14 protein-coding genes are annotated in these 15,805 nt (G+C 62.6%); 12 read left to right on the top strand and 2 right to left on the bottom strand.

The genetic code is table 11. From position 1 onward, the window contains the following. Positions 1-510 precede the first annotated feature (510 nt). Positions 511-747, top strand: coding sequence for a hypothetical protein (locus NLN62_RS01195; protein ID WP_254113314.1), 237 nt, complete (start codon positions 511-513; stop codon positions 745-747). Between the two features lie 206 nt (positions 748-953). Beyond that, on the top strand, positions 954-1,685 hold the full coding sequence (locus NLN62_RS01190) for a cytochrome c biogenesis CcdA family protein (RefSeq protein ID WP_254107075.1): 732 nt from the start codon (positions 954-956) through the stop codon (positions 1,683-1,685). A gap of 9 nt (positions 1,686-1,694) precedes the next feature. Here NLN62_RS01190 and NLN62_RS01185 read toward each other — a convergent pair whose 3' ends face one another. After that, positions 1,695-3,152, bottom strand: coding sequence for a sensor histidine kinase (locus NLN62_RS01185; protein ID WP_254113313.1), 1,458 nt, complete (start codon positions 3,150-3,152; stop codon positions 1,695-1,697). A 340-nt stretch (positions 3,153-3,492) separates the two neighbouring features. Between NLN62_RS01185 and NLN62_RS01180 the strand changes: the two genes are divergently transcribed. Together NLN62_RS01180 and NLN62_RS01175 are read left to right on the top strand one after the other, a co-directional pair. Then, positions 3,493-3,726, top strand: a complete 234-nt coding sequence (locus NLN62_RS01180; protein WP_254107074.1) for a hypothetical protein — start codon at positions 3,493-3,495, stop codon at positions 3,724-3,726. 346 nt (positions 3,727-4,072) lie between these two features. Next, complete coding sequence (locus tag NLN62_RS01175; RefSeq protein WP_254107073.1) at positions 4,073-5,815, top strand: SulP family inorganic anion transporter; 1,743 nt, start codon at positions 4,073-4,075, stop codon at positions 5,813-5,815. Between the two features lie 27 nt (positions 5,816-5,842). Here NLN62_RS01175 and NLN62_RS01170 read toward each other — a convergent pair whose 3' ends face one another. After that, complete coding sequence (locus NLN62_RS01170; RefSeq protein WP_254107072.1) at positions 5,843-7,117, bottom strand: serine hydrolase; 1,275 nt, start codon at positions 7,115-7,117, stop codon at positions 5,843-5,845. A 162-nt stretch (positions 7,118-7,279) separates the two neighbouring features. On the opposite strand from NLN62_RS01170, the gene NLN62_RS01165 reads away from it, so the two are divergent. From NLN62_RS01165 to NLN62_RS01130, 8 genes are all read left to right on the top strand, one after another. Next, a complete protein-coding gene (locus NLN62_RS01165; RefSeq protein WP_254107071.1) occupies positions 7,280-8,197 on the top strand; it encodes an intradiol ring-cleavage dioxygenase in 918 nt (305 codons plus the stop codon). A 345-nt stretch (positions 8,198-8,542) separates the two neighbouring features. Further along, positions 8,543-9,859: a CmpA/NrtA family ABC transporter substrate-binding protein gene (locus NLN62_RS01160; protein ID WP_254107070.1), complete on the top strand. Its 1,317-nt coding sequence runs from the start codon at positions 8,543-8,545 to the stop codon at positions 9,857-9,859. A gap of 59 nt (positions 9,860-9,918) precedes the next feature. Further along, entirely contained in the window at positions 9,919-10,818 is a 900-nt protein-coding gene (gene ntrB, locus NLN62_RS01155) for a nitrate ABC transporter permease (RefSeq protein WP_254107069.1), read from the top strand. A gap of 12 nt (positions 10,819-10,830) precedes the next feature. Beyond that, the gene (locus NLN62_RS01150) at positions 10,831-11,625 is read left to right on the top strand and encodes an ABC transporter ATP-binding protein (protein WP_254107068.1); all 795 of its coding nucleotides are present in this window, start codon (positions 10,831-10,833) and stop codon (positions 11,623-11,625) included. Between the two features lie 95 nt (positions 11,626-11,720). Beyond that, the gene (locus NLN62_RS01145) at positions 11,721-12,146 is read left to right on the top strand and encodes a globin family protein (RefSeq protein WP_027525545.1); all 426 of its coding nucleotides are present in this window, start codon (positions 11,721-11,723) and stop codon (positions 12,144-12,146) included. Between the two features lie 426 nt (positions 12,147-12,572). Continuing rightward, positions 12,573-13,964, top strand: coding sequence for an MFS transporter (locus NLN62_RS01140; protein WP_254107067.1), 1,392 nt, complete (start codon positions 12,573-12,575; stop codon positions 13,962-13,964). A gap of 183 nt (positions 13,965-14,147) precedes the next feature. Next, entirely contained in the window at positions 14,148-14,576 is a 429-nt protein-coding gene (locus NLN62_RS01135; RefSeq protein ID WP_027525543.1) for a globin family protein, read from the top strand. Positions 14,577-14,585: 9 nt separating this feature from the next. Continuing rightward, positions 14,586-15,803 carry an NAD(P)/FAD-dependent oxidoreductase gene (locus NLN62_RS01130; RefSeq protein ID WP_254107066.1) on the top strand — a complete coding sequence of 406 codons (1,218 nt, stop codon included), beginning with the start codon at positions 14,586-14,588 and terminating at the stop codon, positions 15,801-15,803. Positions 15,804-15,805 lie beyond the last annotated feature (2 nt).

The following is a 15,805-nucleotide window of genomic DNA, read 5'->3' as shown; positions in this document are numbered from 1 at the left end:
GCTGGCTAAACTGGCAGAATCTTGGGCAAACCACAACCACGGCGGGTTGCGGGGGTGGCGAGTTTTTAACGCCATACTTACCGTGTCGTGGGAGGTATTGGAGTGCGCCAGGGGCTGGGAATCGGGCAGTCGATCGTCCGGATGAGGGGTGTCGCGTGCGTTCAGTTGCGAGCCTTGAGAACACTGCGTGGATATCGGGCTCTCCGAAATCGGAGGGCATGGGTCGCAAGTCCGGCTTGGCGCCCGTCTTTCGATTGTCCCTCGCAGAACCAACATTGCCGAAAAATCCAATTATGCTGACGCGCCGTGCTCTGGCGGTCACGCATAGCTTTTCTTGCAAGGGAACTGCGATTTTCGGGCCCGGACGCGCTGAAATCGTGTTCGAAGGCTTGGATTCGTCGTGCTATCTTCGCCCGCAACTAGGGGCCGCGGGGATCGTTGCCATTCATTCTCACAGGTTGAACTAACGAAAGAACTCCGGTGTCGCATTCAGATGAACAATTGCAGTCGGTGCTCGAAACGCTCGAGGAGTGCCGTCGGGTTCTCGGTGAGAACCAGGTCCGCGAGACGGTCGATTTGCTCTCGATCGCAATTCTCGATTTGCGGATGAAACTCAAAGGCGTCGACAATACCGAGCTTCGGGCGTTGTGCGACGAAATGCTGCGGGGCGCTGCCAGCGAATCCGCCTCCCGTTCCAAGCAGACGCAGGACCAGCCCCGGCGTCCGCTGCTCCGCGTGGTGAAATAACCGCGCCGCCATCTCTCGCATCCGCGAGATTTGTGCGTGTCCCGATGCCGCATCTGTGATCACAGGCGGCATCGGGAGGAGCCTTGGTTTCCCCCACCTCTGTTGCGCATTGCCCTGCATCGGTTACACCAAAGGCTGTTAGGCCCAAATTCCGGCGCGCTTCCCCTTGCGCGCGGTGCGGGCCTTGAGATGGCCCCGACTGCATCATGCAAAATGTTTCGATCACGGCGGCGCTGCTTGCCGGCCTCGTCAGCTTCCTCTCGCCCTGCGTTCTGCCCCTGGTTCCGCCCTATCTGATCTATCTGACCGGCGCCACGATCGAGCACGTCGAGAGTAACGAGCAGCCGTCCGCCTCCAGGCGCGCGGTCATGATGTCGGCGCTGCTGTTCGTGCTTGGCTTCTCGACCATCTTCATTGCGCTGGGCGCCAGCGCCTCCCTCATCGGCAGCGTGATCCGCGCCTGGTCGGCCGAGCTCTCGATCCTCGCCGGCGTCGTCATCATCGTGATGGGCCTGCACTTCCTCGGTTTGACGCGCATCAGCCTGTTGATGCGGGAAGGGCGGCTGCCGATCCCCAAGCCGGTCGGCCTGTGGGGCGCCTATATCATGGGGCTTGCCTTCGCCTTCGGCTGGACGCCGTGCATCGGGCCGATCCTCGCTGCGATCCTCTCGATCGCCGCTGCGGAGGCGACGGTGACCAAGGGAGCCGGCCTGCTAGCGGTCTATTCCGCGGGGCTCGGCATTCCCTTCCTGATTGCAGCACTCCTGATCGAGCAGTTCTCGGCGCTGTTCGCGCGCCTGAAGGGCCATCTCGTCAACGTCGAGCGTGCCATGGGCGTGCTGATGGTGATCACCGGAATTTTCTTTCTCACCGGAGCGATCAGCAACATGAGCATCTGGCTGCTCGAGACCTTTCCGGTGCTCCAGAGCATCGGCTAGGACCGGTCGCTACCGCGGCCCGTCCAGCGCGCAGCTAATCGTGTAGACGACGCCGCGCGGCAGGAAGTCCACCGTCGCTTCGCCGCCGAGCTGATCGCGTGCGCTGCGCTCGATCAGGCGGGAGCCGAAGCCGCGTTGCACGGGAGCCGACACAGGCGGACCGCCGCGCTCGGTCCAGATCAGCCGCAGCCGCGGCTTGGGCATAACCGCGGTGACCTCCCAGTCCAGCGCAACCGTTCCGGTCTCGTTGGACAGCGCGCCGTACTTGGCGGCATTGGTCGCCATCTCGTGCACGATCATCGACAGCACGACGGCGAGGCGCGGCGACAGCGGCACCGCTGGTCCGTTCATCCGGATGCGGTCCGGATTGTTCAGCAAGAACGGGTCCAGTGCGCGGGCAACGACCTCCTTCAGATCGGAGCCCTGCCACTTCTCCTGGCTGAGGAGATTGTGCGCTTCCGCAAGCGCGCCGAGGCGCCCCTCGAACTTGGTGCGCTCGTCGCGGCTTGCGCTGCGGAACGACTGCACCGCGATCGCCTGCATCAAGGCGAGGGTATTCTTGACGCGATGGTTGAGCTCTTCAATGAGCAAATTATGCAACATTTCGCCGCGCGCGATGGTGGCGGCCATCCGCAGGGCAAAGCCAAGCCCCGTCAGGAGCAGCACGCCGCCGATCAGGCTCGTGATCGCGATGTTGCGCCAGAGCGGCGCGACCAGCGAGTTCTCGGCAACGCCGGCAGCAACCGTCCAGCCTGTCAGCCGCGACCGCGTATAGGCAGCACTGAGCGCAACGTTGTCGAGCGAGACCGCCGACAAGGACGCCTCGCCCTTGCGGAACATCTCGTCATAGAGCGACGACGTGGCGCGCTTGCCGAACGTGTCGCCCGGATTGGGCGCGCGTGCGAACACGATGCCCTTGCTGTCCAGCAGCGACACCGTCCAGTGTTCATCGGGCCGTTGCTTCTCGACCAGCGTCTGGAAGATGTCGAGCGGCGGGCTGAAGGTGAGAGCGTAGATCACCTCGCCGTCGCGCAGCACGGGGACTTCCACGGTGACGACCTGGCGCTGCTTGATCGCGCCGCGGAACAGGTCGGAATATTGCGGCAACCTGGTTGCGAAGACCTTCTCCACGATTTCGGTGTTGTTGCGCTGTGGCAGGTCCGCGGTGTCCTCTGTGACCGAGGAGAACAACAGCCGTCCCTGGCGGTCCGAGACCAGCACGACGCCATCCTTGCCATACTGGTCGAGAAAGCCTGAGGCGATGCGGCGAAAGCCCTGGAAGTCGCCGCTACGCAGCGCGTCGGTGAGCGCGAGCACCTGCAGGCCCCCGGTCATCCGCTGCACCTCGGCATCGAGCACCAGGCGAATGCTGCGCACCGTTTCCAGCACGCGGCGGTTCGCATCGCTGCGGTCCTGTGCGTAGTTGTAGAAGACGATGCCGACGGCGAAGACGATCAAGGGCAGCATCGTCCCCATGACGAGGAGCGCGAGTCGTACGGGCAGTGTGAACTTTGACAACGCGAGCGCCCTGGTTCCGGCGCGACGCCGCCGGATCATGCAGGAGCATACGGGCAGCCTCCGCGTTACGCCACGGGTTTTCCATTTTGTCGAGAAATCCCGGTCGAGCGATTTTGCACCGCATTCCGCGTCCAGATCGGAGATTGAACTTCGCGCTGCTGAACGTTCACGACGGTTCGTTCATTGCGAAATGATCCCTAGGGAAACATTGGCAAAGGAACGATCTGCCAGTTTTTCCTGTTGTCGAATTGCCGAAACCAAAAGGTTCGGCAATTGGAGGAGAGGAACAATGAAACTGAGGATCGCAACCGCGGCGGTGATGATCGCTGCCTTCGTCGCGCCGGCGTTGGCGGCCGACGGGTTCTACGTCGTCCAGGACGTCAAGACGAAGAAATGCACCGTCGTCGACAAGAAACCGACGGAATCGTCGATGACCGTCGTCGGTCCGGCCGGCACTGTCTACAAGTCGCGCACCGAGGCCGAGACTGGCATGAAGACCGTCAAGGTCTGCACGTCGAACTGAGGGAGGTCACGATGCCACCAGTCTTCATCCTCTGGGCCGTGCCCGCTGTTCTCGTGATCGGTGGCGGTATTTATCTGATTGGTCACATGCACTGAGGCCGACACGTCAGGGCCACGGCGAGAATTCGCCGAGGCCCTTTTCTCGTGACCAGGCAATTCTGCAGATTGCTCTCGGTGATTGCGCAGCGGCGGATGCCGGTGCGTCGGATTTTGCACCGCATTCTGTTTCGTCACTCGCGTGACACCGCGCCACTGTTCAGCCTGCCAAGGGCGTATTAGCCTGCGCTGGATTCCAACCTCGCTGATCGCGGCCAACGAGCCCAGGCCGGGTTTGGGAGCGAGCGCCAATGAAGCATTGGATCCACTGGCTGCCGGGGCTCGACACACTCCGTCGATATGAGGCAGCGTGGCTTCGGCACGATATCTTCGCCGGAATTGTCCTCGCGACAATGCTGGTCCCGGTCGGAATCGCCTACGCCGCGGCATCGGGGTTGCCCGGCATCTATGGTCTGTACGCAACGATCGTGCCGCTACTGGTCTACGCGTTGTTTGGCCCAAGCCGTATTCTCGTCCTTGGCCCGGACTCCGCTCTGGCAGGGGTTATCCTGGGCGTTGTCGCTCCGTTGTCCGGTGGTGATCCCCTGCGGGCCGCGACGCTCGCGGGCATGATGGCGATCGTTTCAGGGATGGTCTGCATTCTGGCGGGTCTCGCGCGCCTGGGCTTTGTGACCGAGCTTCTCTCCAAGCCGATACGCTACGGTTACATGAACGGAATCGCGTTGACCGTATTGATCAGCCAGCTGCCGAAGCTCATGGGCTTCTCGATTGAGAGCGAAGGACCTCTGCGAAGTCTGTTGGCGATCGGCGGCGCAATTCACGAAGGGCGGACAAACTGGGTCGCGTTTGGGATCGGGCTCGGCACGTTGATCGTGATCCTGCTTCTCAGGAACAGCAAGCGGCTCCCGGGCATTCTGATAGCGGTCCTTGGCGCGACGGTTGTCGTCGGCGCGCTGGGTCTCGCAGCGCCTTATGACGTGAAGGTCCTGGGTCCCCTTCCTCAGGGGCTGCCCGGCTTCGTCGTTCCCTGGATCAGCTACGGTGACATGGTCCCTGTGCTGGTCGGAGGTTGCGCAATAGCGCTGATATCATTTGCAGATACCAGCGTGCTTTCACGGGCCTATGCGGCACGATTGGGGACGCCGGTTGACCCTAACCAGGAGTTGGTGGGCCTCGGCGTCGCCAATCTGGCGACCGGCTTTTTTCAGGGGTTCTCGATTAGCAGCAGCAGTTCGCGTACACCCGTTGCGGAAGCCGCCGGTGCGCGCACCCAGCTCACCAGCGTCGTTGGCGCGCTTGCCATCGTCGTGCTCTTGCTGGCGGCGCCAAACCTCCTTCAGCATTTGCCGAGCGCGGCATTGGCCGCTGTGGTGATCACCTCGGCGATCGGCTTGATCGAGGTGGCCGATCTGAAGCGAATCTATCGCATTCAGCGGTGGGAGTTTTGGTTGGCGATCGTCTGCTTTGTCGGTGTGGCAGTGCTCGGGGTAATTCCAGGAATAGGGCTGGCAATCGCGATCGCCATTGCCGAGTTCCTCTGGGACGGTTGGCGCCCGCATTCTGCCGTATTGGGGCGCGCCCACGGCGTCAAAGGCTATCACGACATCACAAGATATCCGGATGCACGCCGAATCCCCGGGCTTGTCCTGTTTCGATGGGATGCGCCTCTGTTCTTTGCCAACGCCGAATTCTTCAAGGAACGCATTCTGCATGCCATAGCGACATCGCCGACGCCCGTACGCTGGCTGGTCGTTGCAGCAGAGCCGGTCACGAGCGTAGACGTCACAGCCTGCGACGTGGTCGCCGAACTCGATGAAGCGCTGCACACGCAGGGGATCGAGCTGTGCTTTGCCGAGCTCAAGGACCCTGTCAAGGACAAGCTGAAGCGATTTGGCTTGTTCGCGCAGCTAGGCGAGAAATACTTCTTCCCAACCATCGGGGTCGCGGTGTCTCATTATCTCGAGATCAACGACGTGGCGTGGGAGGACTGGGAGGACAAGGCCGAGGATGGAGCGAACGGGCCTCCGCGTTGAAGTGCCGAGACCCGCCCAATGGTGCGGTTACAGATTGCTCTCGGTGATCGCCGCGTAGACCATGCTGCGCAGCTCGCGCCGGATCGGATAGGCGCTCGACGGCAGCACCTGCGTCATGAAGATCGTGATCAGCTCCTCGGCGGGGTCGATCCAGAACGAGGTCGTGGCCGCGCCACCCCAATTGTACTCGCCAGGGCTGCCGGCGATCAGCGTCTCTGCCGGCCGCATGGTCACGGCGAAGCCGAGGCCGAAGCCGATGCCATTGTAGGTCGCCTCAGAGAACAGCGAGCGGGACACGTCGGGCAGTGTGCGTCCGCCCGGAATGTGGTTGGTCGTCATCAACGCCAGCGTCTTCGGCCCGATCAGCCTGACACCGCCGAGTTCGCCGCCATTGAGCAGCGCGCGGCAGAAGGTGAGGTAGTCGGCGACTGTTGAGCACAATCCGCCGCCGCCGGAGATGAAGTCTGGGGGCGACAGGAACGAGCTCGTCATCGGGTCGTCCTGGAGCGTCAGGCCCTGGCGGCGTTGGCCGGCATGGAAGGTCATGCCGCCTTGCGGGTCAGCGGAATAGCAGGCCGCGAAGCGATGCGCCTTGGAGGCTGGCACGTGGAAATCGGTGTCGGTCATGCCGAGCGGATCGAGGATGCGCTGCTTCAAGAACTGCTCGAAGGGCACGCCCGAGATCTTGCCGATGAGATAGCCGATCACGTCGGTGGAGACGGAGTAGTTCCAGGCATCGCCAGGCGAGAACTCCAGCGGGATCTTGGTCAGCCCCTCGATCATGGTCTGCAGCGTGCCGGCCTTCTCGACCTCGCCGATCTTCTGCTCGCGATAGGCGGCATCGACATTGGAGCGCTGCTGGAAACCGTAGGTCAGCCCCGAGGTGTGCCTCAGGAGGTCGACGATCTGCATCGGCCGTGACGGCGGCCGGGTCAGGAACGCAGGGTTCGTGCCGGCAACGAAGACGCCGAGGTCCTTCCATTCCGGAATGTATTTGGCGACGGGCTCGTCGATCGCGACGAGGCCTTCCTCGACCAGCATCATGAAGGCGACGCTGGTGAGCGGCTTGGTCATGGAATAGATGCGGTAGATGGTGTCGTCCTTGACTGGCACCTCGCGCTCGACATCGGCAAAGCCAAGCACCGAGCGGTGGGCGATCTTGCCGCGGCGATAGATCAGGAGCTGCGTTCCCGGGAAGCGGCCGGCATCGATATACCGGTTCTTCAGATGCGCATCGACGCGGTCGAGCGCGGCCTTGGACATGCCGACGGATTCGGGCGAGGCGGGGGTGGGGGCGAGCATCGGAAACGTTCCTCCGGAGTGTTCTTGTGAGGACGTGATAGCCGAAATGAGGACCCTATTCCAAGCCGGTCGCGCTTAACGCGGCCTCCCCGACTGGTGTAGGCTCCGCGGCGGAACGCCGTCAGGCCAAATAACGAGAAAATCGGACAGCGGGAAAGAGAAATGACCCAATTCAACGAGACCGAGCTCACGGAAGCCGTCGTCAATAGCTTCGACAACACGCCCAATCCGCGTGCAAAATTCCTGCTCCAGGAATTGGTGAAGTCGCTGCACGATTACGTGAGCAAGACCGGTCTCACCTTCGAGGAATGGGACTATGCGATCGATTTCCTGACCCGCACCGGCCAGAAGTGCACCGATACCCGCCAGGAGTTCATTCTGCTATCCGACGTGCTCGGCGTCTCCATGCTGGTCGACGCGGTGAACCACCGCGACCGCGACGGCGCCACCGAGACGACGGTGCTCGGTCCTTTCTATGTCGGTGAGCACAAGGTGACCGCACATGGCACCGACATCTCGCCTCATAACGTGACCGGCGAGAAGATGTTCGTTCAGAGCCGCGTCACGGATCTGAACGGCAAGCCCCTCGCGAACGTTCCCGTCGACGTCTGGCACGCCGACGACGATGGTTTCTACGATTCCCAGAAGCCGAACTACGACGAGATCGGCGCCACGGCGCGGGCGCGCTTCGTCACCGAATCCGACGGTCGCTTCTTCTTCCGCACCATTCTGCCGTGCAGCTATCCGATTCCGACTGACGGCCCGGTGGGCGAGATGATCGTGCAGACCAACCGCCACCCGATGCGGCCCGCGCACGTGCACTTCCTGGTCAACGCCAAGGGCTATGAGCCCCTGATCACCCACGTCTTCATCGGCGGCGACAAATATCTCGATTCCGACGTGGTGTTCGGGGTCAAGGACGAACTGATCGCCAAGGTCGAGAAACGCGCTGATCCGGCGATGCCCGACGGCGGCAAGGCGGCCGCGCCCTGGCACCTGATGACCTATGAATTCCGCCTCAAGCCGGGTAGCGGTTTGGCCCCCAAGCCGCTCGGGGTGAAGGCCGCGGAGCACGCCTGAGCACGGCCTCTCCAGCGCCTGCCTAGTTTATGTGCGGCGCACAAAAGCTGTGCAGACCGCAAACTCCGCGTGCGGAACAGAGGCCTGCGACAATCTGTTCCCATGCTTTAATGCCTTGAGTTTTAAGACAGATTTGGCTCGTTCCGCTTGGCACAAAGCTTGAATAGTTTGTGTCGACGCCATCGATGCCGTCCCGCGAGACTGTTCATCCGAATTTGCCGACGCCACCAGACGGGGGTTTCTCCCGCCATGCGTTCGCATGCGCCAATGGCGGCGTCACCGGACCGACGGGCTCGTGTGCACTGACGCACCGCTTCTGCAACGACGCAAAGGACGACACGACCTATGACCAAGCGCATTCGCCGCCCCTCCGAGAGCGGCCTCAGCCGCCGTCAACTGTTGAAGGCGACCGGCAGCACCGCCGCACTTCTCGCCACCGCCAAGCTGAATTTCCCCGCCGGTGCCTTCGCCCAAGATGCAGGCCCCGAGGTCAAAGGCGCCAAGCTCGGCTTCATCGCGCTGACCGACGCGACCCCGCTGTTCGTTGCCAAGGAGAAAGGCATCTTCGCCAAGTATGGCATGCCTGACGTCGAGGTGCAGAAGCAGGCCTCTTGGGGCACGACGCGCGACAACCTCGTGCTCGGCTCCGAAGGTAACGGTATCGACGGCGCGCACATCCTCACGCCGATGCCCTATCTGATCTCCGCCGGCAAGGTGACGCAGAACAATCAGCCGACGCCGATGTACATTCTGGCGCGACTCAATCTGAACGGTCAGTGCATCTCGGTCGCCAAGGAATATGCCGACATCAAGGTCGGCATCGACACTGCGCCGTTCAAGGTCGCACTGGAGAAGAAGAAGGCCTCCGGCAAGGCCGTGAAGGCCGCGATGACCTTCCCCGGGGGTACGCACGACCTCTGGATCCGCTATTGGCTCGCCGCCGGCGGCATCGATCCCGACAAGGACATCGAAACCATCGTCGTGCCGCCTCCGCAAATGGTCGCCAACATGAAGGTTGGCACCATGGATTGCTTCTGCGTCTGCGAGCCCTGGAATCTCCAGCTCATTCATCAGGAGATCGGCTACACCGCCATCACCACCGGCGAGCTGTGGGACAAGCATCCGGAAAAATCGTTCGGCATGCGCGCCGCTTTCGTCGACAAGTATCCGAAGGCGACGAAGGCGCTGTTGATGGCCGTCATGGAAGCCCAGCAGTGGGCGGAGAAGGTCGAGAACCGCGAGGAAGCAGCGACGATCTGCGCCAAGCGCCAGTGGATCAACTGCCCGGTCGAGGACGTCACCGACCGCATGAAGGGCAAGTTCGACTACGGCACAGGCCGTATCGTCGAGAACTCGCCGCAGCAGATGCGTTTCTGGAAGGACAACGCGTCCTATCCGTTCCAGAGCCACGATCTCTGGTTCCTCACCGAGGATATCCGCTGGGGCAAGTACGAGCCTGGCTTCGACACCAAGGCGCTGATCGCCAAGGTCAACCGCGAGGACCTCTGGAAGGACGCCGCCAAGACGCTCGGGGTAGCAAGCTCCGACATCCCGGCCTCCACCTCGCGCGGCAAGGAGACCTTCTTCGACGGCAAGGTGTTCGATCCGGAAAATCCGGCCGCCTATCTGAAGTCGCTCGCGATCAAGCGCGTCGAAGTCTGATAGCTCCCGCGGCCGCCCATGGGCGGCCGCATTGCCATTGCAGCCGGAGAAAAATTTCGATGAACATGCCTGTGAAGAAGATCGGCGCTGAAGGTGTTGCGCCTTCCGCCGGCGCCACCGCGCCGGTCGTCGCGATGACGCCGAAGCGGCCGCCGCTCGCCGAGACCTCTGCGCGGATGGCAAGGGAGACCGCGGTCCGCGTCATCCCGCCGCTCGTCGTGCTCGCGCTGTTGATGCTGGTCTGGGAGCTCATCTGCCGCCGCGCCGGCTCGACGCTGCCGCCGCCGTCAAAAGTGTTCAAGGATACGAAGGAGCTGATCCTCGATCCGTTCTTCGACCATGGCGGCATCGACAAGGGCCTGTTCTGGCATCTCTCCGCCAGCCTCCAGCGCGTCGCCTATGGCTACTCGATCGCAGCCGTCGTCGGCATCGCGCTCGGCACGCTGGTCGGGCAATCGGTCTGGGCGATGCGTGGACTCGATCCGCTGTTCCAGGTCCTTCGCACCATCCCGCCGCTCGCCTGGCTGCCTCTCTCGCTCGCCGCCTTCCGCGACGGCCAGCCCTCGGCGATCTTCGTCATCTTCATCACCTCGGTGTGGCCGATCATCATCAACACCTCGGTCGGCATCCGCAACATCCCGCAGGACTACCGCAACGTCGCTGCCGTCGTGCAGCTCAATCCGCTGGAGTTCTTCGGCAAGATCATGATCCCGGCGGCCGCGCCCTACATCTTCACCGGCCTGCGCATCGGCATCGGCCTCTCCTGGCTCGCGATCGTCGCGGCCGAGATGCTGATCGGCGGCGTCGGCATCGGCTTCTTCATCTGGGACGCCTGGAACTCCTCGCATATCAGCGAGATCATTTTGGCGCTGTTCTATGTCGGCATCATCGGTTTCGTGCTCGACCGCCTGATCGCGGGCCTCGGCAGGTTCGTCACCCACGGCACCGCGCAGAACTGAAGGAGAGGGTACATGACCGCCTATCTGAAGCTCGATCACATCGACAAGATCTTTACCCGCGGTGCTGCCACGACCGAGGTGCTGAAGGACATCAACCTCACCATCGAGAAGGGCGAGTACGTCTCGATCATCGGCCACTCCGGCTGCGGCAAGTCGACCCTGCTCAACATCATCGCGGGTCTGACCGGCGCCTCGACGGGCGGCGTGCTGCTGGAGAACCGCGAGGTCAACTCGCCCGGACCCGATCGCGCCGTGGTGTTCCAGAACCACAGCCTGCTGCCGTGGCTGACCGTGTTCGAGAACGTCAAGCTTGGCGTCGACAAGGTATTTGCCAGGACCAAGACGCGGGCCGAGCGCGAGGCCTGGGTGATGCACAATCTCAACCTCGTACAGATGGCCCATGCCAAGGACAAGCGTCCGTCGGAAATCTCCGGCGGCATGAAGCAGCGGGTCGGCATTGCCCGCGCGCTCGCGATGGAGCCGAAGGTGCTCCTACTCGACGAGCCCTTCGGCGCGCTCGACGCGCTGACCCGCGCGCATTTACAGGACTCGGTGATGGCGCTGCATCAGAAGCTCGGCAACACCATTCTGATGATCACCCACGACGTCGACGAGGCCGTGCTGTTGTCCGACCGCATCGTGATGATGACCAACGGGCCGAGTGCGCGCATCGGCGAAGTGCTGGACGTGCCGCTCGCACGTCCTCGCAAACGGCTCGAGCTCGCGTCGAATGCCACTTACTTGAAGTGCCGCCAGCGCGTGCTCGAATTCCTTTACGAGCGTCATCGCTTCGTCGAGGCAGCGTAGTCCAGATGAGTGACGCCGGAAGCATTGGTGTTGAACCAAAGCGCCGGCGCCGCGACCAACGGGTTTCTCTTTGCCACGTCATGAAGGAAGTTGAGATGAATCCGACGCAAATCAAATTGGTCCAGGACAGTTTTGCCAAGGTCGCACCGATCGCGGATACGGCCGCTGTCATTTTCTATGATCGTTTGTTCGAGGTCGCGCCTTCCGTGAAGGCGATGTTTCCGGCCGACATGACTGATCAGCGCAAGAAGCTGATGGCAACGCTCGCAATCGTCGTCGGCGGTCTTTCCAATCTTGACTCGATCCTGCCCGCCGCGAGCGCTTTGGCAAAGCGTCACGTCGCTTATGGCGCGAAGGCGGAGCATTATCCGGTAGTTGGCTCCGCACTGCTCTGGACGCTGGAAAAGGGCCTGGGCGAAGCCTGGACGCCCGAGGTCGCTGCCGCCTGGACCGCGGCCTTCGGCGTGCTCTCCAATTTCATGATCACTGAGGCCTATGGCCGGCCGCAAGCCGCCGAGTAGGAGCATCATCGGCAAAGGGCGTATGGCTCGCGCGAAGTGCGGCATACGAGCCTATGCGCGCGTCATCGTTTCGCTGAAGCCCGCGTAAACGCGTCGTTAACCTGTGCACGGCGCGCCCAAATAATCGACAGCTAGCTCAATCTTTGTGCGTCGCACAAGGATTGAGCGAATCGCAAAATTTGCATGCGAAAATGGCCTGCGAAGATTTCGGGCCGTACGAATAACTCGCTGAAATCCCTGTATTTCCTGACCGGGCGCAATTGGCATGGAATTTGAAATGTCATTTTGCGACGCCAACGACGACGTCCCCAGACATCATCAATCAGCATCGTGAACTCGCCACCGGGGATCGAGCCTCGGAGCGCACCTCCATGCCTGGAGGCTGAGCCTGCAACGACGCAGCGGTGAGACCAAGAGGGATTATCAATGACGACGAATCCGACGCGAAATCCGACGTGGATTTCAGACTGGCGCCCCGAGGACGAGGCGTTCTGGAATGCGACTGGCAAGACTATCGCGCGACGCAACCTGATCTGGTCGATCGTGGCCGAGCATATCGGCTTCTCGGTCTGGCTGATCTGGAGCATCGTCACCACCAAGCTGCCGCAGGCCGGCTTCCACTACACGACCGACCAGCTGTTCCAGCTTGTCGCCGTACCGGGCCTGATCGGCGCCTTGATGCGCTTCCCCTACACCTTCGCGGTCACGACCTTTGGCGGCCGCAACTGGACCATCTTCAGCGCGGCGATCCTTTTCATCCCGACGCTGTCGCTTGCCTATTTCGTGAGCCAGCCCGACACGCCGTTCTGGCTGATGCTGCTCGTTGCGTCGACCGCGGGTCTCGGTGGAGGCAATTTCGCCTCCAGCATGACCAATATCTCCTTCTTCTTCCCTGATCGGATGAAGGGATCGGCGCTCGGTCTCAACGCCGCCGGCGGCAATATCGGCGTCTCCAGCGTGCAGCTCCTGACGCCCATCCTGATGACGCTCGGTGTCATCAACCTGTTCCAGGCGACGCCCGTCGACGGCATCTTCCTGCAGAACGCCGGGCTGATGTGGGTGCTGCCGATCGCGATCGCCGTGTTCGGCGCCGTGTTCTTCATGAACAACCTGACCTCGGCCAAGTCGTCGGTGAAGAACCAACTCGCGATCGTCAAGCGCAAGCACACCTGGATCATGGCCTACCTCTATATCGGGACCTTCGGCTCCTTCATCGGCTACTCGGCGGCCTTTCCGCTGCTGATCAAGACCCAGTTCCCGCACATCACGATCGCGATCGCCTTCCTGGGTCCGCTGGTCGGCTCGCTGTCGCGGCCGCTCGGCGGCTGGCTTGCCGACAAGGTCGGCGGCTCCATCATCACCTTATGGAACTTCATCGCGATGGCGGCCGCCACGATCGGCGTCCTCTATTTCGTTGGCCAGAAGGACTTCATCGGCTTCCTGGCGATGTTCCTGATCCTGTTCGTCACGACGGGCATCGGCAACGGCTCGACCTACCGGATGATCCCCTCGATCTTCCGTGAGGAAAATCTGTTCAAGGTGCGCGGCAAGGGCGATGCAGCGCGCGCGCTGGCGCTGAAGACGGCGAGCATCGAGAGCGGCGCGGCGGTTGGCTTCATCGGCGCGATCGGCGCCGTTGGCGGCTATCTGATCCCGACCGGTTTTGGCAAGTCGATCGCGCTGACTGGTGGGCCGCAGCTCGCGCTCGCGATCTACCTTGGCTTCTACGCCTCCTGCCTCGGGCTGACCTGGTGGTTCTACCTGCGTCGCGGCCCGCAGGCCGAAGGTGCGCCGAGCCTTGCCGAAGCACGGGTCTAGAGCATGATCCGGAAAAGTGTGCAGCGGTTTTCCGCGAAGATCATGCTCCAACAATAGAGACTTGGTACGAATCTCGCTTCTCCCCGTACGCGGGGAGAAGTTTTGCCGGAGAGTTTGAACCCATGAACCTTATCCGCAATGGCGCGGACAAAGGCAGACTTCAAACCAGCAAGGAGACCAACTATGACGCCCGAACAGATCAACCTCGTCCAGCAGAGCTTCGCCAAGGTCGCGCCGATTTCGGAAACGGCCGCGGTGTTGTTCTACGATCGCCTGTTCGAGGTCGCACCATCGGTGAAGGCGATGTTTCCTGCTGACATGACCGAGCAGCGCAAGAAGCTGATGGCGACGCTCGCCGTCGTCGTGAACGGTCTGACCAATCTCGATTCGATCCTGCCGGCGGCGTCAGCGCTTGCGCAACGTCACGTCGCTTACGGCGCCAAGCCCGAACACTATCCCGTCGTCGGCTCGACCCTGTTGTGGACGCTGGAGAAGGGTCTCGGCGATGCCTGGACGCCCGACGTCGCAGCGGCGTGGACCGCAGCCTACGGGCTGCTGTCGAATTTCATGATTTCCGAGGCCTATGGCGCGCGGCCGCAGGCCGCAGAATAGGAGAGCAAAGTGAGTGAGCCGCTCGTCATCGTCGGTAACGGTATGGCCGCCGCGCGTCTGGTCGATGAACTCGCCAAGACCGCGCTCGGCCGTTACGCAGTCGCTGTGATCGGCGAGGAGCCTCGGCTCGCTTACAACCGCGTGCTGCTCTCTTCCGTGCTTGCGGGCGAGACCGGCTCGCACGAGATCGAGCTCAGGCCGGCCGACTGGTGGCGCCAGCGTGGCGTCACCGTGCGCTACGGCTATCGCGTCACCGAGATCGATGTCGGCCGCCGCGAGCTGAAGATCGCGGGCGAGGAGAGCATGGAATATTCAAAGCTCGTCCTCGCCACCGGCTCGACGCCGCTGCGGCTGAACGTGCCGGGCGCCGACCTCACAGGCGTTCACACCTTCCGCGACAGCCGCGATGTCGATCTGCTCCTGACACTCGCGGCCGCCAAGAAGCGCGTCGTCGTGGTCGGCGGCGGCCTCTTGGGACTCGAGGCGGCCTACGGCCTTGCGAAGGCCGGCGCGCCGGTGACGCTGCTGCATCTCATGGACCGCCTGATGGAGCGCCAGCTCGATCTACCGGCGGCCGAGTTGCTCAAGACGCTGGTCGAGCGCAAGGGCATCCATGTCATTCTGAACGCGAGCACCAAATGCATTCATGGCGACGGCCACGTCGAGGCGGTCGAGCTTGCCGACGGCAGTCGCATCGAGGCCGATGCCGTGATCTTTGCGGCTGGGATCCGGCCGAACGTCGCAATCGCGAAGGAGGCCGGGCTTGCCGTCAATCGTGGCATCGTGGTGAACGATTGTCTCCAGACCAGCGAGTCCGACATCTTCGCGCTCGGTGAATGCGCCGAGCATCGCGGCACCGCTTACGGGCTCGTCGAGCCGGCCTATGAGCAGGCGCGCGTGCTGGCGCGGCATCTTGCCGGGAAGAGTGCCGCCTATCAGGGCAGCGTGGTCTCGACCAATCTGAAGGTGTCGGGCGTCAGCGTGTTCTCGGCGGGCGATTTCGTCGGCGGCGAGGGCAGCGAGAGCCTCGTGCTCTCCGATCGCAGGCGCGGCACCTACAAGAAGCTGGTCATCGCCGACGGCAGGCTCACCGGCGCCGTGCTGATCGGCGATACAGTGGACGCGCTCTGGTATCTCGAGCTGATCCGCAATCGCGAGGCGGTCGCCGCGATCCGCACCGACATGATGTTCGGCCGCGCGCTCGCGCTTCCGCCCAAAGCTGCTTGATG

The sequence above is a fragment of the Bradyrhizobium sp. CCGUVB23 genome, from assembly GCF_024199885.1.
GTDB lineage: Bacteria > Pseudomonadota > Alphaproteobacteria > Rhizobiales > Xanthobacteraceae > Bradyrhizobium.
The sequence above is the reverse complement of the archived record's forward strand: the minus strand, read 5'-3'. Positions and strand labels throughout refer to the sequence as shown.

Bases quoted from the DNA above. Each gene is read 5' to 3' on its own strand.
- NLN62_RS01190 (WP_254107075.1), top strand. From the start codon at position 954: ATGCAAAATGTTTCGATCACGGCGGCGCTGCTTGCCGGCCTCGTCAGC.
- NLN62_RS01185 (WP_254113313.1), bottom strand. From the start codon at position 3,152: ATGCTGCCCTTGATCGTCTTCGCCGTCGGCATCGTCTTCTACAACTAC.
- NLN62_RS01180 (WP_254107074.1), top strand. From the start codon at position 3,493: ATGAAACTGAGGATCGCAACCGCGGCGGTGATGATCGCTGCCTTCGTC.
- NLN62_RS01175 (WP_254107073.1), top strand. From the start codon at position 4,073: ATGAAGCATTGGATCCACTGGCTGCCGGGGCTCGACACACTCCGTCGA.
- NLN62_RS01170 (WP_254107072.1), bottom strand. From the start codon at position 7,117: ATGCTCGCCCCCACCCCCGCCTCGCCCGAATCCGTCGGCATGTCCAAG.
- NLN62_RS01165 (WP_254107071.1), top strand. From the start codon at position 7,280: ATGACCCAATTCAACGAGACCGAGCTCACGGAAGCCGTCGTCAATAGC.
- NLN62_RS01160 (WP_254107070.1), top strand. From the start codon at position 8,543: ATGACCAAGCGCATTCGCCGCCCCTCCGAGAGCGGCCTCAGCCGCCGT.
- ntrB (WP_254107069.1), top strand. From the start codon at position 9,919: ATGAACATGCCTGTGAAGAAGATCGGCGCTGAAGGTGTTGCGCCTTCC.
- NLN62_RS01150 (WP_254107068.1), top strand. From the start codon at position 10,831: ATGACCGCCTATCTGAAGCTCGATCACATCGACAAGATCTTTACCCGC.
- NLN62_RS01145 (WP_027525545.1), top strand. From the start codon at position 11,721: ATGAATCCGACGCAAATCAAATTGGTCCAGGACAGTTTTGCCAAGGTC.
- NLN62_RS01140 (WP_254107067.1), top strand. From the start codon at position 12,573: ATGACGACGAATCCGACGCGAAATCCGACGTGGATTTCAGACTGGCGC.
- NLN62_RS01135 (WP_027525543.1), top strand. From the start codon at position 14,148: ATGACGCCCGAACAGATCAACCTCGTCCAGCAGAGCTTCGCCAAGGTC.